Source organism: Simplicispira hankyongi (genome assembly GCF_003570885.1).
In the GTDB taxonomy this organism is placed as follows: Bacteria; Pseudomonadota; Gammaproteobacteria; order Burkholderiales; family Burkholderiaceae_C; genus Simplicispira; species Simplicispira hankyongi.
On sequence record NZ_QXJC01000003.1, the window covers coordinates 619,694 to 643,965 of the forward strand.

Sequence of the window (24,272 nt, forward strand, 5' to 3'; positions counted from 1 at the left end):
AATTATCCCGCTTCATTTTTTCTCCCCCTCTTGCAGTTCCAGCGATGCTGTGCGCTCAACCCAGTCGCCCGTGGCGTCCTGCACGATTTCACGAAGTTGAACCGCAGTTTCGGTGATATTTTTAATACGGCCATAGTTTTGACCGAGATAGTCGCCCACACTGACTTGGTAAAGCAAATTCTCCACCTTGAGGAGTGCAGTGGGTTTGCCTGCTTTCCTCAAACTCCCCACCATGGCCATGGAATCCAATGGAAACGCCTCCAATGGCTCTTTCCGACGGGCCAGCTCGGGGGCAATCAAGGCCGCATTCGACGCCGTTTGAGTAGAATCGCGCCGCAATGCTTGCGTCAGACGCTGAGGGTTGAAGGGCTCCAAATCGCTTTGTGCAATATACGGCTGAGGCTCGAAGTGCTTAGGTTCGGTAAGGGGCGTCACATGGGGCTGGGTTTGCGCACGCTCCTGTGCCATCCATTCGCGCAATTCACCTTCGCCCGAGGAATCGCACCCCATGAGAACCAGAACAACAGCACCTAGCAATGCGACATGAATTTGCTTCATTTTGGCTGCTCCTTCGCCACCTTGCGCTGGGCTTCAATTTCATCAGCATCTAGATAGCGGAAGGTTCTTGCCGTCGCATCCATAGTGAGGTTGGTGCTATTCTTATCCTTATCGCTGGCTACGATAGCGATATCGTTCAAGGTCACAATGCGAGAAAGATTAGCGATATCGGCCGCAAATGCACCCATATCGTTGTATTTTCCGGTCACACGAATAGCAATAGGAAGCTCTGCATAGTATTCGCGAACAATCACTTGCCCAGGACGGAAAAGTTCAAACTGCAGGCTACGCCCCACACCCGCCTGATTGATGTCAGACAGGAGGGCCGCCATCTCCGCCTTACTGGGAAGCTGTTTTTCCAACTGAATCACATATTGTTGAATTTGTTCTCGCTGCTTCTTCAAAAGATCCAAGCTCACCGCTTTGGCCAACTTGGTTTTGTAATCTTGACGCAGAGTTTGCTCAGTAGCACGCTCTGCATCCAACGCGTCTCGATAGTCGGTTAGTTTTGCAAACCACAATACCACTGCGACCGCAGCAGCAATAAAGATACAGAGCAGATACCGCGGCAGAGGAGGCCACAGCGATGGGTCCTTGGTATCCAGATTTCGGAATTGGCGTTGCAATTTACTTTGCAATGCCGCCATGTCTATGGAGTTTTTTTGCTTCTTGGCCATGATTTAGTTTCCGGCCGCTGGCGTATTCACATCGCCATCTTTTGTCTTGTTTGCGCCACTGGACCGCTTCAACGTAAAGCTGAGGTTAAAGGCATACACGCGTCTCTCATCACGCGGCGTCAGAGCAACCTTGCTTGCCACAATCTCAACCAATTGAGGCTTCGACAACCAAGGCGTATTGTTGGACAAATTGCGCAACATTTCAGACACACGCTCATTGGACTGCGCCATCCCCTGAATTGCAATCTGCTGGTTGGTTTGCTTCAGATTGGTCAGGTAAACACCATCAGGCAATTGCTTGACCAGTTCACTCAGCAGGTGCACAGGCAAATTACGATCTGCCTGTAAGTCCTCTACCGCTTTCTGGCGAGCACGCAGCGAAGCAATTTCGTCTTCAATGCCGGCGATCTCCTTGATTTGCCCTTCCAAAACCGTGATTTCGCTGTGCAAAAAGGCGTTTCTGGCCTGCTGTTGCTCGATCATCATCTGGAACCACCAGTAGATGAGACCGGCGATTAGCAAGCCCACCAAAAATGAGGCAAACATCGTTGCCTGGAATGCTTCGCGCCGACGCTTGCGCGCCACTTCGCGATGCGGTAGCAGGTTGATGAGAATCACTGCAGGAACCTCCGCATCGCAAGACCACAGGATGTGAGGTAGGAAGGCGCCTCACGCACCATCTTCTTGATCCGAACCGAGCTCGACATCTCCATGCCTTCAAAAGGATTGACCACGGCGGACGGAAAACCTGTGTGCTGCGTTACCGCATCAGACAAACCCTGCAGGGGAGATGACCCCCCCGCAAGCAAGATGCGATCGACCCGGTTGTGCGGCGTACTGGTGAAGAAGAACTGCAATGCGCGTCCGACCTCCTGCGCCATGCTTTCAACAAACGGCCGAAGGACCACACTCGCATAGTCTTCTGGAAGATCACCGCTGCGCTTCTTGCTTTCCGCCTCTTCGACAGAGAAGCCATATTGCCGCATGATCAGTTGTGTCAGCTGGGCACCACCGAAAGCCTGGTCGCGGTCGTACAGCACCTCGTCATTGCGAATGACCTGCATGCTGGTGGTCATCGCCCCCACCTCGAAGAGGGCAACCAGAGAGTCCACACCTTTGTTCGGGAACGCTTCGATAAGACGACTCGCTGCCAAGCGCGACGCATAAGACTCAACATCCAGAATCACCGCCTTGAGGCCTGCAGCCTCGGCCAAGCCTTCGCGGTCCTGAACCTTCTCGCGGCGCGACGCCGCAATCAGTACATCAACATCCCCTGGCGCATTCTTGCTCGGGCCGATGACACAAAAATCGAGACTCACTTCATCAAGCGAGAAAGGGATGTACTGATTGGCCTCCGACTCGACTTGCACCTCAAGCTCCTGATCGGTCATGCCAGCAGGCAATGAGATCTTCTTGGTAATGACGGCAGAGGGAGGCAAAGCAAGTGCTACAGATTTGGTACGCGTCCCGCTTTTCTTGACGACGCGTCGAACTGCCTCGGCCACTTCATCAAATTTCTCGATGTTGCCGTCAGTGATCCAGCCGCGCTCCAATGGCTCAATCGCGCAACGCTCAAGAATTAACGCACCCGATTTGTCGCGCCCCAACTCCACCAGCTTGACGCTGGATGAACTGATGTCGATACCCAGCAGCGCAGGAGACTGGCGACCGAACAAGGATCCCGAAGAGATCAAGATGCCCCCTTGTAGTTGTACATATGAAGCAACAAAACTTCACATTTCACATGAATGCTAGCAGTAAGATACTTCTCCGGCAAAGAGTTTTCCCGTTGTAGCATCTTCAGAACGTTGTCAAAAGCAGACGAATCAGTTTCCTGCCGGAACAGAGAAGCACGGTGGCCTACTCTCAAAAATGAGAGCGCCCGCCACGCAAAACCTAAGCCAGCGCGCAAGCTCGTATTCGGTTTTTTTATACTCGGTGCTTAGTTCAAACCGAAGCGATATGCCGCCCTCCACCCCGAAAAAGCCCACCCCTTCAACCGCAGGTCGTGCGGCACCCTCCTCCCCTTGGTGGAAATGGCCACTGCGGGTACTCATCTGGCTTTGTGGTTTGGCGGCTGCGGGAGCTGTTGCAGCCGCCTTGGTGATCGCTGTTGCGCTGGCATTTGCCTATCCGAACCTTCCTGACATCTCCGACCTTGCCGACTACCGCCCCAAGTTGCCACTTCGGGTCTACTCTTCCGAGGGCGCCCTGTTGGGTGAGTTCGGCGAGGAGCGGCGCAATCTCACGCCGATCGGGGACATTCCAAAGGTGATGAAAGATGCAGTCCTGGCCATTGAGGACACGCGCTTTTTCGAGCACGGAGGCGTCGACTACAAAGGCATGCTCCGCGCCGTAATGGCCAATCTTGGGAAGGTCAAAAGCCAGGGCGCATCCACCATCACCATGCAGGTGGCACGCAATGTGTATTTGTCTTCAGAAAAAACATTTACCAGAAAGATTTACGAAATATTACTTACGTACAAGCTTGAGCATCTGCTTTCCAAAAATCAGATTCTTGAGATTTACATGAACCAGATTTATCTGGGCAATCGCGCTTATGGTTTTGCTGCAGCGTCAGAGACGTATTTTGGAAAACCTCTCAAATCGGTTTCCATTGCGGAGGCCGCCATGCTTGCGGGTTTGCCCAAAGCCCCCTCCACCTACAACCCCATCAACAACCCCAAACGTGCGCGCATCCGGCAACAGCTCGTCATCGACCGGATGGAGGAAACCGGCTTCATTACCGCGGCACAGGCTGCCGAAGCTCGCAAGGAACCCGTTCACATCCGGACTGGGCCGGACGACACCCGTGTGCATGCCGAGTACGTTGCCGAAATGGCTCGCCAGCTGATTTTTGCGCAGTACGGTGCCGAGGCTTACACACGTGGACTCAACGTCTACACCACGCTCAGCGCCAGCGATCAGGACGCCGCCTACCATTCGCTACGCCGCGGCATCATGAACTACGAACGGCGCCAGCACTATCGCGGCCCAGAACAATTCATTGAATTGCCCAAAGACCCCAAGGAGATCGACGACGCGATTGACGACGCACTGGCCGACCACCCGGACAACGGCGATGTGCTCTCTGCCGTGGTGCTTGCGGTGGACAAGCGCAAGCTGACTGCGGTGCGCAGCAACGGCGACACCATTGAGGTAACCGGTGACGGGCTCAAACCCGTTCTATCCGGCTTGAGCGACAAGGCACCACCCAACATCAAATTGCGCCGGGGCGCGGTGATTCGCGTCGCACGCACCGACAAGGACGGATGGGAAGTGACGCAGCTTCCAGAAGTGGAAGGTGCCTTTGTCGCAATGGACCCACGCAGCGGCGCCATCAAGGCCCTGGTGGGTGGCTTCGACTTCAACAAGAACAAGTTCAACCATGTGACGCAGGCCTGGCGCCAGCCGGGGTCGAGCTTCAAGCCCTTCATCTATTCCGCTGCACTGGAAAAGGGCTTCACGCCGGCCACCGTGATCAACGACGGCCCCCTGTTCTTTGATTCTGCCTTTACCGGCGGCCAACCATGGGAGCCCAAAAACTACGATGGCAAGTTCGACGGACCCATGACCATGCGCTCGGCCCTGGCAAAGTCCAAAAACATGGTATCCATTCGCATCCTCCAGGCCGTAGGGCCGCGCAATGCCCAGGAATGGGCCACCCACTTTGGTTTCGACGCCGACAAGCAACCGGCCTACCTGACCATGGCGCTTGGCGCCGGCTCCGTGACGCCCATGCAGATGGCGGTGGGCTACTCCGTATTTGCCAATGGCGGTTTTCGCGTCAATCCGTGGCTCATTTCCAAGGTGACCGACTTCAAGGGCCAGATTATTTCGGAGACCACGCCTCCAGCCACCGACAAATTTCCACGCGCCATCGACGCCCGCAACGCCTTCATTATGGACAGTCTGCTACAAGAGGTAACGCGCTCGGGAACCGCCGCCCGCGCCCAGGCCACCTTGAAGCGCCCCGACCTGTATGGCAAGACCGGCACGACCAACGATGCCTGGGACGCCTGGTTTGCCGGGTTCCAGCCGACACTCGCCGCCATCACCTGGATTGGCTACGACACGCCGCGCAATCTGGGAAGCCGCGAAACGGGCGGGGGACTCAGCCTACCGGTCTGGATCAGCTTCATGGGCAGTGCGCTCAAGGGCGTTCCGGTCATGGAACCTACCGTGCCACCTGGCGTGGTGAATGTCGGCGGCGAATGGTTTTACGACGAATACGCGCGCAACGGCGTCGCGAGCCTTGGGTTGAATGACCAACCCGCACCGAATTCTCCGCTGACGCCCCAGGACGCTCCCGCGCCGGAAGAACGCAACAAAATTCTGGATTTGTTTCGCAACTAAGCTGCGGGGCGGCAAAGGCCCCGCAGCGCCGTTGGCGGGGATCAGGCCTGGAAATTGAGCGAGAGGCCCGATTGCGCGCTGGCGTTCGCGCTCAGCGCTGCAAAGAACTCACCCGCGCCCTTGGTGTCCTGCCAGGCGGCGCCGTCAAAACGGTAGTGGTAGCCGCCGGAACGCGCCGCCATCCAGATTTCATGCAGCGGCTTTTGCTGGTTGATGACGATCTGGCTGCCGTTGGCGAACACCAAGGTGATCAGGCCACCGCTGCGCTGGCTGTCGATATCAGCGTCGGTTGCGTCGTTAATGCGGTCCGCGCATTGCTCGACGGCACGCAGCAATTGCTCGGCACGGTCAGCGTATTCCAGGTCGGTCATTACAATTTCCGCATGTTGAATGTTTCGCAAATTCTAGTGAGAACGCTTGGCCTTGCCGCCTGCGTGGCTGCGCTCGCCGCCTGTGGCCAGCGCGGCCCGCTGTTTCTCCCCAAGGCGCCCGCCGCCGCGCAGCGTGCCACGCTGCCGCAAACACTGCTGCCGGGCGACAGCGCGGTGCAGCCACCGCGCCCGTCTCTTCCACCCACGCCCTCCGCCTCTACTGCCCAATGAACCCTTCTGAGCTTCCTGGCCGTCCGCAAATCGCCTACCGCGGCGAGGCCCTGTACATCGAAGACTGCGCCGTAGCCGACTTGGCGCGTGCACACGGCACGCCGCTGTTTGCCTATTCCACGGCGGCCATGCACGATGCACTGGCGGCGTACCGACGTGGATTTTCCGGTCGCAAGTTGCTGGTCTGTTATGCCATGAAGGCCAATTCCTCGCTGGCGATCCTGCAATACTTCGCCCGCCAGGGCTGCGGCTTCGACATCGTCTCGGGGGGCGAACTGGTACGGGTCCTGGCGGCTGGAGGCGATCCGGCCAAAGTCATCTTTTCGGGCGTCGGCAAGACACGCGCGGAAATGCGCCAGGCGCTTGACGCCGGCATCCTGTGCTTTAACGTCGAGAGCGAAGCTGAGCTCGAGGTCTTGAGCGAGGTCGCAACCCAGTGCGGTCGCCAGGCGCGCGTGAGCATTCGCGTCAACCCCAACGTGGACCCCAAGACCCACCCCTACATTTCGACCGGGCTCAAAGGGAACAAGTTTGGCATCGCGCACGAACGCACCCTGGCGGTGTACCAGCGCGCGGCCCAACTGCCGGGGCTGCAGGTGGCGGGCATCGATTTTCATATCGGCTCGCAGATCACCGAAGCAACGCCCTATCTGGACGCCATCGACCGGCTGCTCGACCTGGTGGAGCAGATCGAAGCCGCAGGCATCCCCATCAAGCACCTGGATTTCGGCGGCGGCCTGGGCATCGACTACGCTGGCGACACACCGCCCGCAGCCGACGCGCTGTGGCAGGAGTTGCTGGCAAAGCTTGATGCGCGCGGCTTTGGCGAGCGCCAGTTCATCATTGAGCCGGGCCGTTCGCTGATCGGCAACGCGGGGCTGTGCGTCACCGAGGTGCTGTACCTCAAACCCGGGGAAGCGAAAAACTTCTGCATCGTTGACGCGGCCATGAACGACCTGCCGCGCCCGGCGATGTACCAGGCGTTCCATGCCATCGTCCCAGTGCAGCAGCGGGGCGGCGCCGGCGCCACCTATGACGTGGTGGGCCCCGTGTGCGAGAGTGGCGATTGGCTGGCGCGCGAGCGCGCGCTCAATGTGCAAGCGGGCGACCAGCTTGCAGTGCTCTCCGCTGGCGCCTACTGCATGTCCATGGCGAGCAACTACAACACGCGCGGCCGGGCGGCGGAGGTGCTGGTTGATGGCGGCACGGCCCGCATCATCCGCGTGCGCGAGACGCCAGACGACATGCTGCGCGCTGAGCGTTTGCTCGACTAACCACGTCGCAAGAAATTTAGACGAAATTGGCCTCTAGCGCTTATGGATCAAGCGCTAGTAGCTATATTTTTAGTAGTATTACCACGAATGGGCGCCCGCGCATGCCTGCGCGGTGCACGGGCCGCTTGGCGCTTGCGCAGTGCCTCCCACACGCGCCAGCCCAGCAGGGCGGCGAGGATGGCGCCGTACACCGCCACTTCGGCAAAATTGTGCTTGCCGGCGCGCATCCAGTAAAAATGCAGAATGGCCAGCCCGGCCACCGCGTACACACTGCGGTGCAGCCAGCGCCAGCGCACGGCGCCCAGCGCCTTGATGGCACGGTTGAACGAGGTGGCCGCCATCAGCGCCAGCAGCAAGCCGGCGAACGAGCCCACCAGAATAAACGGACGTTTGGCGATATCCTTGGCGATGTCCCCCGCGTCAAAGCCCATGTCGAAGGCAGCGTAAGACAGCAGGTGCGCCAGCGCGTAGAAGGCAACAAACAACCCCAGCATGCGCCGAAAACGCGCCAACGCAGGCGTTCCGGTCAGGACGCGCAAAGGGGTCACGGCAAGCACGGCACACAAAAAGCGCAGGGTCCAGTCGCCCAGGCTGCGAATCAAGGCCTCCGCCGGGTTGGCGCCCAACTGGTCTGCCGCTGCCGCATACAACAGCCAGGCAAACGGCAACAGGCAGACGGTGAAGAGCACAGGCTTGGCGGCGCGGTGCATCAGCAGTTTTTTCATGGCGCTGCAACCGTTCAGAAGTTTTTTTTCAAATCCATGCCAGCATAAAGCTGGCCGACCTGGGCTTCATAGCCATTGAACATCAGGGTCTTGCGGCGCTTGGCAAACAGGCCGCCTTCGCCGATGCGCCGCTCCGTCGCCTGGCTCCAGCGCGGGTGGTCCACCTCGGGGTTCACGTTGGAATAAAAGCCGTATTCCTGGGCCGCCGCCTTGTTCCACGCCGTGGCGGGCTCCTTGTCGGTAAAGCGAATCTTGACGATGCTCTTGGCGCTCTTGAACCCATATTTCCAAGGAACGACGATGCGCACCGGCGCGCCGTTCTGCTTCGGCAGCACTTCGCCGTACATGCCAAAAGTGAGCAGCGTCAGCGGGTGCATGGCTTCGTCCAGCCGCAGGCCTTCGGCGTACGGCCAATCCAGCACGCGCGAATTCACGCCCGGCATGGTGACCTTGTCGGCCAGCGTCACAAATTCCACGTATTTCGCGCCGCCGAGCGGTTCGACACGTTTGATCAGCTCGGCCAGCGAGTAGCCCACCCAGGGAATCACCATGGACCAGCCCTCGACACAGCGCAGGCGGTAAATACGGTCTTCCTGGGCGGAGAGCTTGAGCAGTTCGTCCAGGCTGAACTTGCCCGGCTTCTTGACCAGCCCCTCGACGCTCACGCTCCAAGGGTCAATCTTGAGCGTGCTGGCATTGCGCGCTGGGTCGGATTTGTCCGTGCCGAACTCATAGAAGTTGTTGTAGCTGGTGGCATCTTCATACGAAGTCGCCTTTTCCATGGTGACCGCGCCCGGCACCTTGGAGGCCACACCCGGCAGTGCCGCCAGTTTGCCAGGGTGCTCTGCGGCCGCCCGTGCGCTCCGCCCGGCCCAGGCGGCCAAGGTAGCGCCGGCAGCGCCTGTCGCCAGGCCGCGCAGCAGCAGGCGCCGCTCTTCGTACACGCGCTGCGGCGTAATCTCGGAGGGAGCTGGGTGGTTGAACCCGTCGTTGCGATGAAAGATGGACATAAAAACTCCTGCTGGCCAGAAATGCGAAGCATTTCCGTTGCGTGGCAGCGTGACCTGAAAAATGCCAGGTGCACCTTGCACTGTGGTTCTAATTCGGCGAGCCCACCACCAAGGTTACAGCCAACCGAAAAATTTAGCGCGTCCGCCAGTGCCGCATGGCGGCGCGGGCGAGCCGCTCACAAGGAGTACGCAGCCGGGCGGCCGCTGGATTCACACGCGCCGCTGCGGTGCGACGCCTGACGTTTTATTCCGTATCCCAATCAACCGAGTGCGCGAAGGTGAAACGCAGACAGCACAGGCGTACTGGCGAAGCGAAGCCGACAAAGCAATCGTTTGATTTAAAAATGGAACTACAGTTCGCCGTAGCTGTGCAGGCCGCTCAGGAACATGTTCACGCCCAAGAAAGCAAAGGTCGTCACCACCAAGCCCACCAGCGCCCACCAGGCCGACACCGTGCCGCGCAGACCCTTCATCATGCGCATATGCAGCCAGGCGGCGTAATTGAGCCAGACAATAAGCGCCCAGGTTTCCTTGGGGTCCCAGCTCCAGTAGCCACCCCAGGCTTCGGCAGCCCAGAGCGCGCCCAGAACCGTGGCAATGGTGAAGAAGGCAAAGCCCACGGCAATCGCCTTGTACATCAGGTCGTCCAGCAGTTCGAGCGGTGGCAGCTTGCTGGCAATGTGCTTGCGGCCATAGAGGATGCCGCCGACTGCCAGCATGGACACACCGAAATAGACCATCCAGAAACCAGTGCTGGCCTGCCCGGCCGTGGTGCGAAACACAATCGGCTCAAAGCACAACACCAAGCCCAGCGCGCCCAGCGGCGCCAGCCGGGTCCAGCTCGTCTCGGTCGCCTGCTTTTTGATGAGGTAAGCGAACGCCACCATGGCGGAGAGCGCGAAGGTGCCATAGCCAATGAAATTGGCGGGCACGTGCAGCTTCATCCACCAGCTCTTGAGCGCCGGCACCAGAGGTTGGATCTCCTGCGCCTCGCGCGCCACGGTGTACCAGAGCAGAAAACCCACCGCTGCGCTGACCACCATCAGCACGAAGGCGCCCAGCGCGCGCGTGTTGTAGTGCTCTTCGAAGTACAGATAGAACAGCGCCGTAATCCACGAGAACAGCACGAATACCTCATAGAGGTTGCTGACCGGGATGTGGCCCACGTCTGCGCCCACCAGGTAGCTCTCGTACCAGCGCACCATGGTGCCGGTGAGCGCCATGCCCACCGCCACCCAGGCCAGCCGCGAGCCGATGAGCGACAAGGCCCCGCCTTCACCGCGCGACGCCATGCCCAGCCAGTAAAACGCGGTGCTCATAAAGAACAGCACGCTCATCCACAAGATGGCCGATTGGCTGGAGAGGAAGTACTTGAGCCAGAACACCGATTCGGCGCGCGCCAGCTGGCCTTGGCCGTCGATCTGGTAGGAGGAAATGGCCAGCAGCGCCGCCCCCGCCACCACCAGCATCAGCACGCGCAGCGGTCGCCAGAACCAGCCCAGCGCCACCAGCGCGGGTATGGCGGCCAGCAAAATACCTTTTTCGTACACGTCCATGAAGGCCGCGTAGCGCTGAAAGGCAAACAGGCCGCCGCCCACGACCAGTGCGGCAAATAGCCAGTCAAATCCATTGCGCCGGGAAAACAACCCCTCATTGAGGGACATCGTCGTAGTGCCGGTGGTGGCCGTGTTCATGCTTTGCCTCCTGTGGGGCGTGCCCCAATAAGCTTTTCAGTCAAGCTGGCGAATTCGCGGTCGCCGTCCATGGTTTTGCGGTTGGTCGAGAGCGCCATCATGGCGCGGCTGCCGCTGCCCTCCGGCACCAGCCATACCCATACGCGCCGCTCGCGGATGAAGAGCATCGAGAAAACGCCCAAAATCAGCAGCGCACAGCCCAGATAGACCACTTTCTTACCAGGGGAACGCGCCACCTGGAACACGCTGGCCTGCACCTGGGTGAAATCCTTGAGGGCAAAAATCAGGGGTGCCGGATAGGCCTGTACATCACTCAGCGCCAAAACCGCCTGCGTCATGAATTCAAGGGTGTGCTCGTCGGATTTGAGTGGAGCAAGGCCGGCGCGCTCGCGTGTGAGCTGCGCCAATTCAAACAAGGTTCCATTGAGGATGCGCACCAACACCTCTCCGGCTCGGGAGCGCTCGGCGGCTGGCACGTTGTCTTTCATGAACTTGGAGATGGCGGGCAGGCCGCCATGGAACTCACCCGTGACCAGGTCCGCCGGTTCGCCGGTGCCGGCAAACAAGGTCAGCGCGCGCTCGGCCGATTGCTGCAATTGCGCTGCCAGTTCGGCGCGGCCTGTCGGCACCACTTGCTTGACGTAGCGCTCCACCGCCTGCTCCCGCGCCTTCGGGTCGGAGAGCGCGCGCCGCAGGCGTACAAAGCCGTCGATGCTGCTATTTTCGTCGGCCGGCACACGCAAATAGCGGAAGGGCGCGGCGGGGTCGTCGCGCGCACCCAATAGAAACACCGGAACGGTGCCCTTGCCCATGTCCACCGGCAGCATGTAGTTGTTGTATTCGCGCGCCTGGCCGGCGGCGTCGCGCAGCTTGTAGCTGATGCTCGGCCCCACATTGCGCAGTTCCTTGGTCTGCCCCGTGTTGTTGGCGGCGCCCATATGTGAATCGAGCGTTCGGCGCAGATCGACCTTGCGCACATCGGTGCCCGAACCGCTGGCGTCATCGCCCTCACGGCCGAAGTTCTCGACATTGATCGTGCGCAGGCCGGTGAATTCAATGCTCAGCGCCTGCTCGCCGGTGCCCTTGACAAGCTGCGACTTGCCGCCAATGACGCCGTCGACCTCGAACGGCGTACCGCCCGGCGCCAAAGGCATGGCCGAGAGCTTGACGCGCGAACCGCCGTCGTCAAAGCTCGATTGGTAAATCTCAATGCCCTTGAAGCTCGCCGGGTGGTTCACTTCGATGCGCTTTGGCACCGCCTCTCCCGTGGCCAGGTCGTGCAGGACCACGTCGCTGGCAAACAGCTTGGGCATGCCCGTGGAGTAGTACTCGACAACGAATTTCTTGAGTTCCAGCGTGAACGGCAGCGGCTGCAGCAGAATGCCATCGGACTGGCTCAGGATGGCCGTACTGCCCTGCGTGCCCTCGCTGACGACCAGGTTGCCCCGGTACGCGGGATTGCGCTCACTCATCCAATGCTGCGGGCTGACTTCGGAAATCAGGCCGCCGCCAGCGTAGGGCGTCTTGCCCCCTAGCCACATTTGCGCGCGCACGATCATGTCGCCGTCGAGCAAGCCCCCCAGGCACACCAGCACGATGGCGCTGTGGGCGGCGATATAGCCGATCTTGTTGGCCGCACCGGCCTTGGCCGCGACCATCCAGCCAGTGCCAGGCCCGGCTGCCGTATCGCGCTGCTGAAGCTTGACCTTCCAGCCGCCACCGACCAGCATCTTGCCAATGCGCTGCGCCTCTGCCGCACTGTCGCCTGCAAGCTGCGCCTCGGCCTTGTGGTGAAACGCGCGCAGGTTCTGCTCGCGGATGTTTTCCTTGTAGGTGCGCAGGTCGGCAATGATCTTGGGCGTGTTGCGCGCTATGCACAGCGAAGTGCTGACGACCAAGAACGCCAAAATCAGCAAAAACCACCAGGCGCTGTAGACGGCATTGAGCTGCAGCGCGAAAAACGCCTCGGCCCAGAACGGCCCGAACTGGTTGACGTAGTTCCCGAGCGGCTCGTGCTGCTTGAGCACGGTGCCAATAACAGAGGCAATGCAAATCACCGTCAGCAGCGCAATGGCAAAGCGCATCGAGGACAGTAGCTCGACCGCGCGGCGCAAAGGCTGTGAGGCGCTCCGGATGTAAACGCCTTGGGTAGTATCAGACATGAAGGGGGGAGTATGCAGCGCCAGAAGACAACAGGCGGGACCACCCTGTAGATGGACCCGCCTGCATTGGGGTTAGTCGCCCGCCAATGGTTCCCGGCACGCGCCCAGGCGGGCCGCGCCGCGCAGGCTGCTCAGCGCAGCCCAGCAATGTAATCGGAGACCGCGCGAATTTCGCGGTCATTGAGCTTGGCAGCGACACCGGTCATCGGAATGCTGTTGGTGCGCACGCCATCGCGGAACGCCTTGAGCTGGGCAATGGTGTAGTTGCCGTTCTGGCCCGCCAGACGCGGGAACCCCGAAGGAATACCGGCCCCATTGGGGCTGTGGCAGCCAGCGCAGGCCGGAATACTGCGGTCGGCAATGCCCCCGCGGTAGATCCGCTCACCCAGTGCAACCAGGTCTTTGTCCTTGGCGAAGCCTTCTTTGGCGGGCTTGGAGGTCAACCACCAGGCAATGTTCTTCATGTCGGCGTCGGACAGCATGGAGGCCATGCCCTGCATGACGGCGCTGGCGCGCTTGCCGGACTTGAAATCCTGCAACTGCTTGACCAGGTATTCGGGGTGCTGCTGCGCCAGCTTGGGATTCTCGGGAATCGTCGCATTGCCGTCCACCGCGTGGCAGGCCACGCAGACCTGCGAGAAACTGGCCTCGCCCTTGGCCAGGTCGGGCTTGGCAGCCGGTGCCGGAGCGTCTGCCGCCAGGGCAGGAAGAGCGGGGGCTGCCAGCGCGGCAGCCATGAACAGGGAGGCGAGCAACTTCATGACGGGGATTTTGTTAGGTGGCGCGAAACCGGGCAATTCTACAATGCCACTCCAACCCCACTGGCCTCTTCCATGACCGCTTCTGATCCTGCACAAAGTGTTGGCACCTTTCCGCCTACCGCCGACGCCAAGAGTGCGATGGGCTGGATGCACACCGCGCGCTTCCTGACCACGGCGGCCCAACTGCACCAGTTGCCCACGGTGGAGGTGCCTGAGATCGCCTTCGTCGGGCGCTCCAACGCGGGCAAATCCTCGTGCATCAACACGCTCACGCAGCAAAAGCAGCTCGCCTTTGCCTCGAAGAAGCCGGGGCGCACGCAGCACATCAACCTGTTCTCCCTGGGGCGCCAGAACACCACCGATGCGGTGTTGGCCGACCTGCCCGGCTATGGCTACGCGGCGGTGTCGCGCTCCGACAAGATGCGCTGGCAACAGGTGATGGTGAACTACCTGGTGCACCGGGAGAGCCTCACCGGCATCGTGCTGTTGTGCGACCCGCGCCTGGGCCTGACGGGCCTGGACGAAGCGCTGCTCGAAGTCGTCCGACCGCGCGTGGAAGACGGCCTGAAGTTCCTGGTGCTGCTGACCAAGGCCGACAAGCTGACCCGCGCCGAGCAGACCAAGGCGCTGTCGATTGCGCGACTGCAAACCGGCGGCGGCGAGGTGAGGATGTTCTCCGCGCTGAAAAAGCAGGGCGTGGACGAGGCCGCGCTGCTGCTGTGGCAGTGGGCACATCCGCAGGCGGAGGCAGTTGCGCCTATTGCCCCAGCAGATTCAACGCTGAAATTTTGATTAAAACAGGCCTCTAGCGCTTACTCCATAAGCGCTAGCAGCTCATTTATCAGGAGCATTTGTGGTCTCTACGCGCAGCATTTCCCTGCCCCACGGCATCACGCTCGATTGCCGCGTCTGTGGCAATCCGGCGCGCCCGGTGCTCCTGTTCCTGCACGGTTTCCCCGAGGGTGCCTTCATCTGGGACGCGCAGCTGGCGCATTTCTCCCAACCCGAGTACGGCGGCTACTACTGCGTAGCGCCCTTTCTGCGTGGCTTTGGCGCCTCCAGCAGCCCGGCGGGCGCCGAGGCCTACCGCCCGCGCTATCTGGTGCAAGACATTGATACGCTGATCGCCGCCTTGTGCCCGGGCGGCGCGGTGGAATGCCTTATCGCGCACGACTGGGGCGGCGCCGTGGCCTGGAACCTTGCCAACCAGAAGCCCGAGCGCATGCGGCGCCTGATGATCGTCAACTCGCCCCACCCCGGCGCCTTTGTGCGCGAGCTGCAGCACAGCGCTGCGCAGCAAGCGGCCAGCCAGTACATGCATTTCCTGCGCCGCGACGATGCCGAGGCATTGCTCGCGGAGGACGACTTCCACCGCCTGTTCGGCTTCTTCAGCAACACCGCAAGCGAACCACCCGCCTGGCTCACCGAAATGGAACGCGCGAAATACCGCGCCCTGTGGCGGCAGGGCCTGCACGGTGCCTGCAACTACTACCGCGCCACGCCCCTGCGCCCGCCGCGCGCCGGCGACACCGGCGCAGAGTCCGTGCAGATGCCGGACAGCATGTGCACCATCCAGGTGCCCACGCGGGTGCTCTGGGGCAGCGACGACTTTGCCTTGCTGCCCAGCCTTCTGGAGGGGCTGGAGGCCTGGATTCCAGACCTGGAAATCCACCAGATTCCCGGCGCCTCGCACTGGCTGGTGCACGAACAGCCCGAACGGGTAAATGCGGAATTAACCGATTTCCTGCAATCAAAAGGATAGCTTTTAGCGCTTACCCCATAAGCGCTGGAGGCCATTTTCCATAGTTTTCCAGCCTGTAAAGACTCGGCGCTGCCGCCTGCAGACTTGGCGCGCGTCGAAACCGGCGCGCCTTCAGGGGGAGTCAATACAAGCCCTTTTCGCCCTCGGGCCGCGTCTTGAAGCGCTTGTGCACCCAGTAGTACTGGCTGGGCTCGGGCCTTACCCATTCTTCCAGGCGCCGATTCATCTCGGCCGTATCGGCTTTCAGATCGTCCGTAGGGTAGTGCTCCCACGCCGGGGTGATCTCGGCCACGTAGCCGCCGGGCACCAGCCGCGTGGCCATGCCAATGACCTTGGCGCGCCCCAACCGGGCAAAGCGGGACAGCGAGGGCACGGTGGCGGCGGGCACGCCGAAGAAGGGGACAAAAAGCGAGTCGTTGCGGCCGAAATCCATATCAGCGAGCAGGTACAGCAGACCGCCCTTGCGCAGATTCGACAGAATCGGCTTCACACCGTCCTTGCGGTTGAGCATGCGCACGTCGCCAAAGCGCTGGCGGCCATTGCGAAACCAGGCGTCCACGGCCGGATTGGGGTGCGTCGAGAAAATGGAGGTAAAAGCGCGTGGCGTGTGCAAGGTCAGTGCCGAGCCGCCCGCGTCCATGCCGTAGAAATGCGGCGCGAAGAGGATGGTGGGCGCGTTGCCTTCCAGCTCCTCCAGCGCCCCCGTCAGACGCACGCGGCTGAGCACTGTCTCGCGTGGGGCAAACCACAGCCAGCTGCGGTCCAGCCACGACTGGCAGAACGCCACGAAGCTCTGGCGCGCCCAGCGCCTGCGCGTAGCGGCCGATTCCTGCGGGAAGCACAGCGCCAGATTGCGCAGCGCGACGCGCCGGCGCGGAACAGCCAGGACAAACAGCACCTCGCCGATCACCCAGCCCAACGCACGCAGCAGCGGCAGCGGCACATGGGCCAGCAGGCGCATCAGCGCCACCCCCATCTTTCCGCTCATGCCGCGCCCTCCCCCACCGCCATACCCACAGGCGCCGGCCCGCGCGGACGCTTGTAGCGTGCGTAGCCCCACAGGTACTGCTGGGGGCACTGGCGAATCAGATGCTCCATGGCGCGGTTGATTTGCGTGGCGGCAAGCACCGCATCATCGGCCAGCGGTGCCTCAAGGCGTTCGAAATGCGTCACGAAGCCCCGGCCCTTGGGCAGGCGCTCGCAGTAGACGATGAGCACCTGCGCCCCCGTCTGCTGCGCCAGGCGCGCGGCCAGCGTCATGGTGTAGGCGTCCTGCCCGAAGAACGGCGCCCACACGCCCTGGCCATCGGGCGGCACCTGGTCGGGCAGCAGACCCACGGCCTCGCCTCGGCGCAGCGCCTTGATCATCAGGCGCACGCCAGTGAGGGTCGTCGGAACGGCCTGCATCGCCGGGCGGTTGCGCGCCGTTTCCATCATGCGTGCCAGCCAGGCTTGCCGGGCAGGGCGGTAGAGCACGGTAATCGGCCCGTACCGATCGCCCCAGCGGCGCGCTGCGTCCTGTGCAGAGAGCTCGAAGCAGCCCAGATGCGGGGTCAAATAGATCACGCCGCGCCCGGCGGCATACGCCTCGGCCACCAGGCCCTCGTTGACCAATGCGCAGGCTGGCGTACTGCCAAACCACAGGCGCGGAATCTCGGCCGCGGTGCGTCCGGCCTGTGCCACGGCGGCACGCACCTCGGCAAAGCGGTAGCCTGCCCGTGCGGCGTTGGCGACGAAGCGGCGCCGGTAGGTCGGCGAAGCCAGAAAGGCGAGCCAACCGAGCAATGCGCCCAGAACATGCATGAAGCGCAAAGGGATATGGGCCAGAAGGCGTACGAGAACAGGCATTAAAATGGCAGGGTCGCTGAGTTAAATGAGCAACTTGCAGAGCGACGTTAAACAAGACTGCTAAAGCGTTCGCCAGAGCTTCAAAAGGCTGCGGGCAACGCCCCACCAGCCAGCACAGGAGTTTATTCAAATGGCGAACGACTTTCTCTTTACTTCCGAATCCGTCTCCGAAGGCCACCCCGACAAGGTCGCCGATCAGATTTCGGACGCCATCCTCGACGCCATCTTCACGCAGGACCCGCTCTCGCGGGTAGCCGCCGAAACGCTGTGCAACACCGGCCTCGTGGTGCTCGCTGGCGAAATTACCACCAACGCGCATGTGGACTACATCCAGGTGGCGCGCGACACCATCAAACGCATCGGCTACGACAACACCGAATACGGCATCGACTACAAGGGCTGCGCCGTGCTCGTCGCCTACGACAAGCAGAGCAACGACATCGCCCAGGGCGTGGACCATGCAAGCGACGACCACCTCAACACCGGCGCGGGCGACCAGGGCCTGATGTTCGGCTACGCCTGCGACGAAACGCCCGACCTGATGCCAGCGCCCATCTACTACGCGCACCGTCTGGTCGAGCGCCAGTCGCAACTGCGCAAGGATGGGCGCCTGCCCTTTTTGCGCCCCGACGCCAAGAGCCAGGTCACGCTGCGCTACCGTGACGGCAAGCCGCACAGCATCGACACCGTGGTGCTCTCGACCCAGCATTCGCCCGAAATGAGCCTGGGCGACAAGATGAAGCCCGAGTTCTACGAGGCGATTCGCGAAGAGATCATTCGCCCGGTGCTGCCGGCCGAGTGGCTCACGGCGGAGACCAAGTACCTCATCAACCCCACCGGCCGCTTTGTCATCGGTGGTCCGCAGGGCGACTGCGGCCTCACGGGCCGCAAGATCATCGTCGACACCTACGGCGGCGCCTGCCCCCATGGCGGCGGCGCCTTCAGCGGCAAAGACCCGACCAAAGTGGACCGCAGCGCCGCCTACGCCGCCCGCTATGTGGCCAAGAACATCGTCGCTGCCGGCCTGGCGCGCCAGTGCCAGATTCAGGTCGCCTACGCAATTGGCGTGGCCCACCCGATGAACGTGACGATCTACACGGAGGGCACCGGCGTCATCCCCGACGACCAACTGGCCAAGCTGGTGCAGGAGCATTTCGACCTGCGCCCCAAGGGCATCATCCAGATGCTCGACCTGCTGCGTCCCATCTACGAAAAGACCGCCGCCTACGGCCACTTCGGCCGCGACGAACCCCAGTTCACTTGGGAAAAGACAGACAAGGCTGCCACGCTGCGCGCGGCAGCGGGCCTGTAAGGCCCTGAGCGCAGCGAACTTGGCTGGCTTTCGGCGCAGGCTCATATCGGCGCAGCCGATGTGAAGGGCCGCAAGGCCCGGCCGAAGCCAACGCACCGACAAAGCCCAAGCGCTGCGTGCAGCGGCTGGTCTGTAAGACCAGCACTTGTGCAGCAAATCTTGGGCTTTGGGGCGAAGCTCATATTGCGCAACAATGTGAGCGAAGACCACAAAGCCGCAGCCCTACGGGCTGCGGCCGGGCTGTAAGCCCGCTGCGCGAATGCGCAGTTGCCGCGAGCGGGCGAAGCTCATAGCGCGCAGCGGTGTGAGCGCAGACCAAAACCGGACAAGGCCGTCACCCGAGCCATGCCCCAAGGCGCGTTCGCGCCAGATTTCTCTCTAGCGGTCCAGGCGTTTGCGTCCGGACGCATCGCACGGCGGCCTATCCTGGTGGCCGCACCCGCTCGATTTGATTGAAAATCCACCCTGGCGCTTGGTACACAAGCGCCAGCAGCTCATTTTTTTGAAGCATGTACGACACCGCCATCCTGATCGGGCGTTTCCAGCCCGTACACAACAGCCATCTGGCGCTGCTGCGCGACGCATTGGCTGCCGCTCGCCAGGTCGTCGTCGTGTTGGGCTCGGCCCATGCCGCACGTTCCCCGCGCAACCCTTTCACCTGGCAGGAGCGGGCAGCGCTGCTGCGCGAGGCGCTGCCAGAAGCCGAACGGACGCGGCTGCGGGTGCTGCCCGTGCGCGACTACTACGACGAGCCCCGCTGGGCACGTGCGGTGCAGGCCGGCGTGCAGGAGCTGCTGGCGCAGCAGAGCGGCGCTTCGTCACCCCACCAGATCTGCCTCGTCGGCCATTTCAAGGACACCAGCAGCGGCTACCTGCGCAGCTTCCCTGCCTGGCCGTTGCGCGCGCTACCGCGCCAGGGCGATACCGACGCAACGGCGTTGCGCGACGCGTATTTCGGCGGCCAGTCCGCCAGCGCACTGGCCGGACAAATTCCGCGCGCAGCCGTCGCGTTTCTTGACCGTTTTCGCGAGACGGCCGAATTCACACGCTTGCAAACGGAGTGGCGTGCCTTGAAGCAAAGCCACGCCGCCTGGGCGGGCGCGCCCTACCCACCGGTGTTCGTCACCGTCGATGCGCTGCTGCGTGCCTGCGGCCACGTGCTGCTGGTGCGCCGGGCGCACGCGCCCGGGCAGGGCCTGCTGGCACTTCCCGGGGGGTTCATCGACGTGACTGAAACCTTGTGGCAAAGCTGCTTGCGCGAGCTGGCCGAAGAAACGCAGTGCAGCCTCACAGCGGCCGAGTTGGCTGCGGCGCTGCAGGGCGTGGCCGTATTCGACCACCCGGGGCGCAGCCAGCGCGGGCGCACCATCAGCCACGTGCATTTTTTTGACGTCCCGGGTGCTGCACTTCCCCCAGTGCACGGCGGCGACGATGCCGCCGAGGCGCTGTGGGTGACCGTGGGCGACCTGCCGACACTTGAAGCGCAGTTCTTCGACGACCATTTTCATGTCCTGGACCATTTCCTGGGCCTGCTGCCGCATGCAGAAGCGGGCACGTAAGAACGTGTTTACGATCTCCCGGGAGGCCCCTGGGAGATCGTAAACACGTTCTAAGACGCACCGCCATCCCGCACGGCAGACCTGTGACCCGCCCGGCCTTATTGCCAGGACTGCGCTTGCGGGTGTGGACGCACAACTGGGCGGTGCGCGACAACCAGCCCCTCGTGTCCCATCTTGGCTTGGTGCTTGACCGCAGCCGCCGCAGAGGCGACGGCATCGGGTTTGTCGAAATGCCCGGGCTCGATGACGATGGCACCAAGCGACAGCGTAGTGAACGGGAAAAACCTCCGTACGCCGTGCCGATCCTCTGCATCGATGCCGCCGCGCCGCAAAGCCTCCTCATCGAACAGATCCCGTGCACGCTCGTTGAAAGACTCGAGGATGAGCCGACAGCGCTGCTCCCAATCCTCGCTCTGGAAAAGAATCATGAAGTCGTCGCCGCCCACATGGCCCAGGAAGTCGCGTTGCGGCTCGCAATGCGAGACCAAGGTGCGAGCCGCCAGGCGGATCATTTCGTCACCTTGCCAATACCCGTAGTGGTCGTTGAATGGCTTGAAATCGTTCAAGTCGGCGTAGCAGGCCACGAACCGTCGCCCCGCCTTCAGTAACCGTCGTATGTGCTCGTTGATGGGAATGTTGCCAGGCAAGAAGGTCAGGGGATTGGCATGCCGGGCAGCTTCGATGCGCACCTCGGTCACAAGCCTCACCAACTGCTGCCCACTGCCCAGGCCCGCGTATTGGCCGTTTTCCGTAACGATAAAGCCTTCCGACAGGTAGCGCTGGTCGGCCGAGATGAGCACGTCGGTCATGGCGTCAACGCCAGCATGCTTTTGAAGCACCAAGGGATTGGTGTTGGCGAACTGCATGGCAGGACGCCCTCCAAACAATTCCTTGAAAAACGGCCTGGAGTAGCTGTCGTTGAACGTCTGGCGAATGACCAGCCCCACAGGGCGGCCGCTGTCCACCAACGCGATCGCTTTGAGCGAACTGTGGGTCTGGAACACCTCGGCCAGTTCGTTCACCGTGATTGCCGGATGCTGCGGCTCTACCCACGTCGTCACGCGCGCGAGCGTCACATCACCACCGCCAGCCCGCGCCAGGCTGGGCAGCACGGAGATTTCAGCGCTGGCAATCACGCCCTGCGCGGCAGGCAGAATGTCCAGGGCGGGTCGCTGCTGGGGCCGCCCCAGGCCATACCCTTGACCCAGTGCGATGCCCAGATCGCGCACGACACGCAGCTCGGCTTGCGTTTCGATCCCCTCTGCGATAAGCGTCGAGCCAAAAATCTCTGCCAAATGCACCAGGCCTCGGAGGGTTTGCACTTTGACCGGGTTGGCCTCGACCCCTGCGATGAAGTACTTGTCGATCTTGACGTAGTCGGGCCGCAACTCTGCCCAGAGACGCAGGCTTGAATGGCCCTCACCGTAGTCATCCAGCGCAAATCGGACGCCGCAGGCGCGGATCTGCGTTGCCGCATGGATCAGCCGCGAGATATCCATTGCGTGATCGTGCTCGGTGATCTCGATGACCAGGGAGGATGGGGACACGCCTGCCGCTTCCAGCGCCCATGCCACGCCCGCTGCGGTCAATCGATCGACCATCTCGACGACGGCGAATGCGCTCAGGTTCAAAAAAAGCAATCGGCCAGCAAGGCTGCTCCAGGTGCGGATGCCTTCGTCAAGGCAGGCTTGTTCAAGGCGTACCAGCAGCCCTTGCTCTCGAGCAGCATGAAACAGTTCGTCCGGGTTGCGTATGGCATGGCCTGCAGGCAGACGGATCAGGCTCTCATGGGCCACAACCGCTCCGTTGTCCAGCCGGGCAATGGGCTGGTAGTGGGCCCGCAGCGTGTTCTCGTCGAGCAGACGGGCGATGGACATGGTGTGAGACCCAGGAGCCGATGGCACAGGTCCGCCCACAGGGGAAGGATGCGCGGGCCGATCTCTGACCCACGGTCCCGCAATCGCCCGTTCAGGCGCCCATGCGTTGGTTTGGCGGTATTGGTTCAGCATAAGAGCCTGTTTGCGTTCTAAGCACCGGCGCCGACCAGCAGCGCGCGTCGCCCAGCCGGCGGCAGCCTCACGGGCGCGTGCTCTGCCGGCTTGGGCAGCACAAAGCGGCCGACCAGCGCCGACAGGTCGTGCGCCTGGCCGAGCAGGCTCTCGGCCGCCGCGGCGGATTGCTCCACCAGCGCGGCGTTCTGCTGCGTCATCTGGTCCAAATGCGACATGGTCGCGTGGATGGCGGCGATGTCCTGGTTCTGCGCCTGGTTGGTGGCCTTGATCTCGGCCATGGCTTCGGCCGCGTGCGTGATCGACGCGACCACCCGCTCCATGGTGTGGCCGGCATCGCCCGCCAGGCTGGTGCCGGCATCCACCTGCTGCACCGATTCCATGATGAGCGTCTTGATCTGGCGCGCCGCTTCCGCTGAGCGGTTCGCCAGGCGGCGCACTTCGCTGGCCACCACGGCAAAACCCCGGCCCTGCTCACCGGCATGCGCCGCCTCAATCGCTGCGTTCAGCGCGAGGAGATTGGTCTGGAACGCAATCGAGTCGATCACCCCGGTAATGTCGGCAATCTTTTGCGAGCTGCGGGAGATCTGCTGCATGGTGGACACCACGCGCGTGACCACGCCGCTGCCTTGCTGGGCTACGCTGGCGGCTTGCACGGCCAGGGCCTCTGTGCGCTGTGCCGTGTCGGCCGACTCCTGCACCTTGCGCGTGACGTACTCCAGCGACGACGTGGTCTCCTGCAGGCGGGCGGCGGTCTGTTCCGTGCGGCTGGACAGATCCGCGTTGCCGTTGGCGATTTCCGCGGACGCCATGCGAACGCCCTGCACGGAGGCGCTCACCTGCTGCACCAGGGTGCGCAGCGCTCCCTGCATCGTGGCGAGCGATGCGAGCATGTGGCCCGTTTCGTCGCGCGCGTGGCCGACGATATCGTGGCGCAGGTCCAGGCCCGCGACGCGGTCGGCCGTGGCGCTGGCCAGGGCGATGGGCCGCGTGATGCTGCGCACCAGCCACAGCGCCAGCAGCGTGCCCAGCACCAGCGACAGTCCACCGAAGGCCAGCAGCGACAGGCGTGCGACCTTGCTCAGCTCCGCCACGCGCAATGCCGCCAAATCGATCGCTTGGCGCTGTGAGTGGGTAAGTTCGTCCAAGGCCTGCAGAAGGGCCCGAGAAGAGGGCAGGAAGCGCTCGGCGTAGACCTTGTTGATACGTGAAGTCAGGCCCGAATCGCGCGCGGCAACCAGTTCGGTGCGGGCCCGCAGAAAGCCTTCTCCCATGCTGCGCACATGGTCCAGCCGCTGGGCATCGTCGTCGGTACTGAGCTGCTTCCCAAGCTGCGCGATGAGGGCGTCGTACTGCCCCTGCGTCTGCGCGATGTCGGCTCCCAGGATCTCACCCACCTCGGGTTCGGAACTCAGGGCGACCGCCTTGTAGCGCTCGGAATTGATCGCCTGCAGCCGGTAAGCATCGGCCACGAGCCGCTCGTTCGCCACGCTGCGCTGCACCATGGCTTCGGTGGACTGGTTGATGCGGTAGAGCGACCAGATCCCGATGGCCGCGCCGACAAGGCTCAGTGCCAGGACGGCCAGAAAGACGGAGATCAAGCGGCGCCCCAGGGAGCCGGTAGCGGAAGGCGTGGGCAAGGAAGGCGCGTCGATGGACATGTCACAAGGTGCGAAAGGGAAAGGCCGCCGGATGGGCGGGGCATCGAATCGCCGCAGACGGTATTTGCGGCACTGCAACACACTGTGCGCTGCAAATGTGTCAGTTTGTTTTCAGTGGTGTGCCGACGAAAGTGCGGCGGCGTTCCCCAGCCGCCGCCACCGCAATCGCACAGCGCCAACCCTTGAAACCAGGCCAAATGCCCTTATCATTAGCACTCGTCCAATGCGAGTGCTAGCAACCTGCACGGACTGATATCACCGAGCGCCTGCCCTGCCAGGCGCTTTGCCTTCACGGCGCATTT

Annotated in this window: 21 protein-coding genes; 7 read left to right on the plus strand and 14 right to left on the minus strand. The window is 62.2% G+C overall.

What is annotated here, in order from left to right; all coding sequences use genetic code 11:
- Window positions 1-12: 12 nt before the first annotated feature.
- Genes D3F03_RS09580 through D3F03_RS09595 form a run of 4 tightly spaced genes read right to left on the minus strand, consistent with a single transcriptional unit; the run spans window position 13 to window position 2,929 of the window.
- On the minus strand, window positions 13-558 hold the full coding sequence (locus D3F03_RS09580) for a pilus assembly protein PilP (RefSeq protein ID WP_119109137.1): 546 nt from the start codon (window positions 556-558) through the stop codon (window positions 13-15).
- Window positions 555-1,235 (minus strand): type IV pilus inner membrane component PilO, encoded by a 681-nt coding sequence (locus D3F03_RS09585; protein ID WP_119109138.1) that lies wholly within the window; start codon window positions 1,233-1,235, stop codon window positions 555-557. The genes D3F03_RS09580 and D3F03_RS09585 overlap by 4 nt, the downstream gene beginning before the upstream one ends.
- Window positions 1,236-1,238: 3 nt before the next feature.
- Complete coding sequence (locus tag D3F03_RS09590; RefSeq protein WP_119109139.1) at window positions 1,239-1,853, minus strand: PilN domain-containing protein; 615 nt, start codon at window positions 1,851-1,853, stop codon at window positions 1,239-1,241.
- On the minus strand, window positions 1,850-2,929 hold the full coding sequence (locus D3F03_RS09595) for a pilus assembly protein PilM (RefSeq protein WP_119109140.1): 1,080 nt from the start codon (window positions 2,927-2,929) through the stop codon (window positions 1,850-1,852). The genes D3F03_RS09590 and D3F03_RS09595 overlap by 4 nt, the downstream gene beginning before the upstream one ends.
- A gap of 268 nt (window positions 2,930-3,197) precedes the next feature.
- On the opposite strand from D3F03_RS09595, the gene D3F03_RS09600 reads away from it, so the two are divergent.
- Window positions 3,198-5,591: a penicillin-binding protein 1A gene (locus tag D3F03_RS09600; protein ID WP_119109141.1), complete on the plus strand. Its 2,394-nt coding sequence runs from the start codon at window positions 3,198-3,200 to the stop codon at window positions 5,589-5,591.
- Between the two features lie 41 nt (window positions 5,592-5,632).
- Here D3F03_RS09600 and cyaY read toward each other — a convergent pair whose 3' ends face one another.
- Window positions 5,633-5,962 (minus strand): iron donor protein CyaY, encoded by a 330-nt coding sequence (gene cyaY, locus D3F03_RS09605; RefSeq protein ID WP_119109142.1) that lies wholly within the window; start codon window positions 5,960-5,962, stop codon window positions 5,633-5,635.
- A 12-nt stretch (window positions 5,963-5,974) separates the two neighbouring features.
- Here cyaY and lptM point away from each other — a divergent pair, with 12 nt between their 5' ends.
- Together lptM and lysA are read left to right on the plus strand one after the other, a co-directional pair.
- Window positions 5,975-6,193 (plus strand): LPS translocon maturation chaperone LptM, encoded by a 219-nt coding sequence (lptM, locus tag D3F03_RS09610; RefSeq protein WP_119109143.1) that lies wholly within the window; start codon window positions 5,975-5,977, stop codon window positions 6,191-6,193.
- Window positions 6,190-7,467: a diaminopimelate decarboxylase gene (lysA, locus tag D3F03_RS09615; protein WP_119109144.1), complete on the plus strand. Its 1,278-nt coding sequence runs from the start codon at window positions 6,190-6,192 to the stop codon at window positions 7,465-7,467. The genes lptM and lysA overlap by 4 nt, the downstream gene beginning before the upstream one ends.
- 47 nt (window positions 7,468-7,514) lie before the next feature.
- Here lysA and D3F03_RS09620 read toward each other — a convergent pair whose 3' ends face one another.
- From D3F03_RS09620 to D3F03_RS09640, 5 genes are all read right to left on the minus strand, one after another.
- Entirely contained in the window at window positions 7,515-8,192 is a 678-nt protein-coding gene (locus D3F03_RS09620; protein ID WP_119109145.1) for a protein-methionine-sulfoxide reductase heme-binding subunit MsrQ, read from the minus strand.
- A gap of 14 nt (window positions 8,193-8,206) precedes the next feature.
- Window positions 8,207-9,202 (minus strand): protein-methionine-sulfoxide reductase catalytic subunit MsrP, encoded by a 996-nt coding sequence (gene msrP, locus D3F03_RS09625; RefSeq protein ID WP_119109146.1) that lies wholly within the window; start codon window positions 9,200-9,202, stop codon window positions 8,207-8,209.
- Between the two features lie 350 nt (window positions 9,203-9,552).
- On the minus strand, window positions 9,553-10,896 hold the full coding sequence (gene ccsB, locus D3F03_RS09630; protein ID WP_119109147.1) for a c-type cytochrome biogenesis protein CcsB: 1,344 nt from the start codon (window positions 10,894-10,896) through the stop codon (window positions 9,553-9,555).
- The gene (locus D3F03_RS09635) at window positions 10,893-13,058 is read right to left on the minus strand and encodes a cytochrome c biogenesis protein ResB (RefSeq protein WP_119109148.1); all 2,166 of its coding nucleotides are present in this window, start codon (window positions 13,056-13,058) and stop codon (window positions 10,893-10,895) included. Before D3F03_RS09635 ends, ccsB begins: the two co-directional genes overlap by 4 nt.
- Window positions 13,059-13,189: 131 nt before the next feature.
- Window positions 13,190-13,819, minus strand: coding sequence for a c-type cytochrome (locus tag D3F03_RS09640; protein ID WP_119109149.1), 630 nt, complete (start codon window positions 13,817-13,819; stop codon window positions 13,190-13,192).
- Window positions 13,820-13,891: 72 nt separating this feature from the next.
- On the opposite strand from D3F03_RS09640, the gene yihA reads away from it, so the two are divergent.
- Together yihA and D3F03_RS09650 are read left to right on the plus strand one after the other, a co-directional pair.
- The gene (gene yihA, locus D3F03_RS09645; RefSeq protein ID WP_119109150.1) at window positions 13,892-14,611 is read left to right on the plus strand and encodes a ribosome biogenesis GTP-binding protein YihA/YsxC; all 720 of its coding nucleotides are present in this window, start codon (window positions 13,892-13,894) and stop codon (window positions 14,609-14,611) included.
- 61 nt (window positions 14,612-14,672) lie between these two features.
- Window positions 14,673-15,581 carry an alpha/beta fold hydrolase gene (locus D3F03_RS09650; protein ID WP_119109151.1) on the plus strand — a complete coding sequence of 303 codons (909 nt, stop codon included), beginning with the start codon at window positions 14,673-14,675 and terminating at the stop codon, window positions 15,579-15,581.
- Between the two features lie 121 nt (window positions 15,582-15,702).
- Here the strand turns inward: D3F03_RS09650 and D3F03_RS09655 are convergent, their stop codons facing one another.
- Together D3F03_RS09655 and D3F03_RS09660 are read right to left on the minus strand one after the other, a co-directional pair.
- The gene (locus D3F03_RS09655) at window positions 15,703-16,569 is read right to left on the minus strand and encodes a lysophospholipid acyltransferase family protein (protein WP_119109152.1); all 867 of its coding nucleotides are present in this window, start codon (window positions 16,567-16,569) and stop codon (window positions 15,703-15,705) included.
- A complete protein-coding gene (locus tag D3F03_RS09660; protein WP_119109153.1) occupies window positions 16,566-17,429 on the minus strand; it encodes a lysophospholipid acyltransferase family protein in 864 nt (287 codons plus the stop codon). The genes D3F03_RS09655 and D3F03_RS09660 overlap by 4 nt, the downstream gene beginning before the upstream one ends.
- Before the next feature lie 130 nt (window positions 17,430-17,559).
- Between D3F03_RS09660 and metK the strand changes: the two genes are divergently transcribed.
- A complete protein-coding gene (gene metK / locus D3F03_RS09665) occupies window positions 17,560-18,741 on the plus strand; it encodes a methionine adenosyltransferase (RefSeq protein ID WP_119109154.1) in 1,182 nt (393 codons plus the stop codon).
- A gap of 509 nt (window positions 18,742-19,250) precedes the next feature.
- Complete coding sequence (locus tag D3F03_RS09670) at window positions 19,251-20,300, plus strand: bifunctional nicotinamide-nucleotide adenylyltransferase/Nudix hydroxylase (protein WP_119109155.1); 1,050 nt, start codon at window positions 19,251-19,253, stop codon at window positions 20,298-20,300.
- Between the two features lie 98 nt (window positions 20,301-20,398).
- On the opposite strand, the gene D3F03_RS09675 is transcribed toward D3F03_RS09670, so the two are convergent.
- Window positions 20,399-22,177: an EAL domain-containing protein gene (locus D3F03_RS09675; protein WP_158606150.1), complete on the minus strand. Its 1,779-nt coding sequence runs from the start codon at window positions 22,175-22,177 to the stop codon at window positions 20,399-20,401.
- Between the two features lie 149 nt (window positions 22,178-22,326).
- The gene (locus D3F03_RS09680; protein WP_245960563.1) at window positions 22,327-23,970 is read right to left on the minus strand and encodes a methyl-accepting chemotaxis protein; all 1,644 of its coding nucleotides are present in this window, start codon (window positions 23,968-23,970) and stop codon (window positions 22,327-22,329) included.
- Window positions 23,971-24,272: the final 302 nt, after the last annotated feature.

Coding starts and splice junctions, on each gene's coding strand:
- D3F03_RS09580 (WP_119109137.1), bottom strand. CDS start 558: ATGAAGCAAATTCATGTCGCATTGCTAGGTGCTGTTGTTCTGGTTCTC.
- D3F03_RS09585 (WP_119109138.1), bottom strand. CDS start 1,235: ATGGCCAAGAAGCAAAAAAACTCCATAGACATGGCGGCATTGCAAAGT.
- D3F03_RS09600 (WP_119109141.1), top strand. CDS start 3,198: ATGCCGCCCTCCACCCCGAAAAAGCCCACCCCTTCAACCGCAGGTCGT.
- cyaY (WP_119109142.1), bottom strand. CDS start 5,962: ATGACCGACCTGGAATACGCTGACCGTGCCGAGCAATTGCTGCGTGCC.
- lptM (WP_119109143.1), top strand. CDS start 5,975: ATGTTGAATGTTTCGCAAATTCTAGTGAGAACGCTTGGCCTTGCCGCC.
- lysA (WP_119109144.1), top strand. CDS start 6,190: ATGAACCCTTCTGAGCTTCCTGGCCGTCCGCAAATCGCCTACCGCGGC.
- D3F03_RS09620 (WP_119109145.1), bottom strand. CDS start 8,192: ATGAAAAAACTGCTGATGCACCGCGCCGCCAAGCCTGTGCTCTTCACC.
- msrP (WP_119109146.1), bottom strand. CDS start 9,202: ATGTCCATCTTTCATCGCAACGACGGGTTCAACCACCCAGCTCCCTCC.
- ccsB (WP_119109147.1), bottom strand. CDS start 10,896: ATGAACACGGCCACCACCGGCACTACGACGATGTCCCTCAATGAGGGG.
- D3F03_RS09635 (WP_119109148.1), bottom strand. CDS start 13,058: ATGTCTGATACTACCCAAGGCGTTTACATCCGGAGCGCCTCACAGCCT.
- D3F03_RS09640 (WP_119109149.1), bottom strand. CDS start 13,819: ATGAAGTTGCTCGCCTCCCTGTTCATGGCTGCCGCGCTGGCAGCCCCC.
- yihA (WP_119109150.1), top strand. CDS start 13,892: ATGACCGCTTCTGATCCTGCACAAAGTGTTGGCACCTTTCCGCCTACC.
- D3F03_RS09655 (WP_119109152.1), bottom strand. CDS start 16,569: ATGAGCGGAAAGATGGGGGTGGCGCTGATGCGCCTGCTGGCCCATGTG.
- D3F03_RS09660 (WP_119109153.1), bottom strand. CDS start 17,429: ATGCCTGTTCTCGTACGCCTTCTGGCCCATATCCCTTTGCGCTTCATG.
- metK (WP_119109154.1), top strand. CDS start 17,560: ATGGCGAACGACTTTCTCTTTACTTCCGAATCCGTCTCCGAAGGCCAC.
- D3F03_RS09670 (WP_119109155.1), top strand. CDS start 19,251: ATGTACGACACCGCCATCCTGATCGGGCGTTTCCAGCCCGTACACAAC.
- D3F03_RS09675 (WP_158606150.1), bottom strand. CDS start 22,177: ATGTCCATCGCCCGTCTGCTCGACGAGAACACGCTGCGGGCCCACTAC.
- D3F03_RS09680 (WP_245960563.1), bottom strand. CDS start 23,970: ATGTCCATCGACGCGCCTTCCTTGCCCACGCCTTCCGCTACCGGCTCC.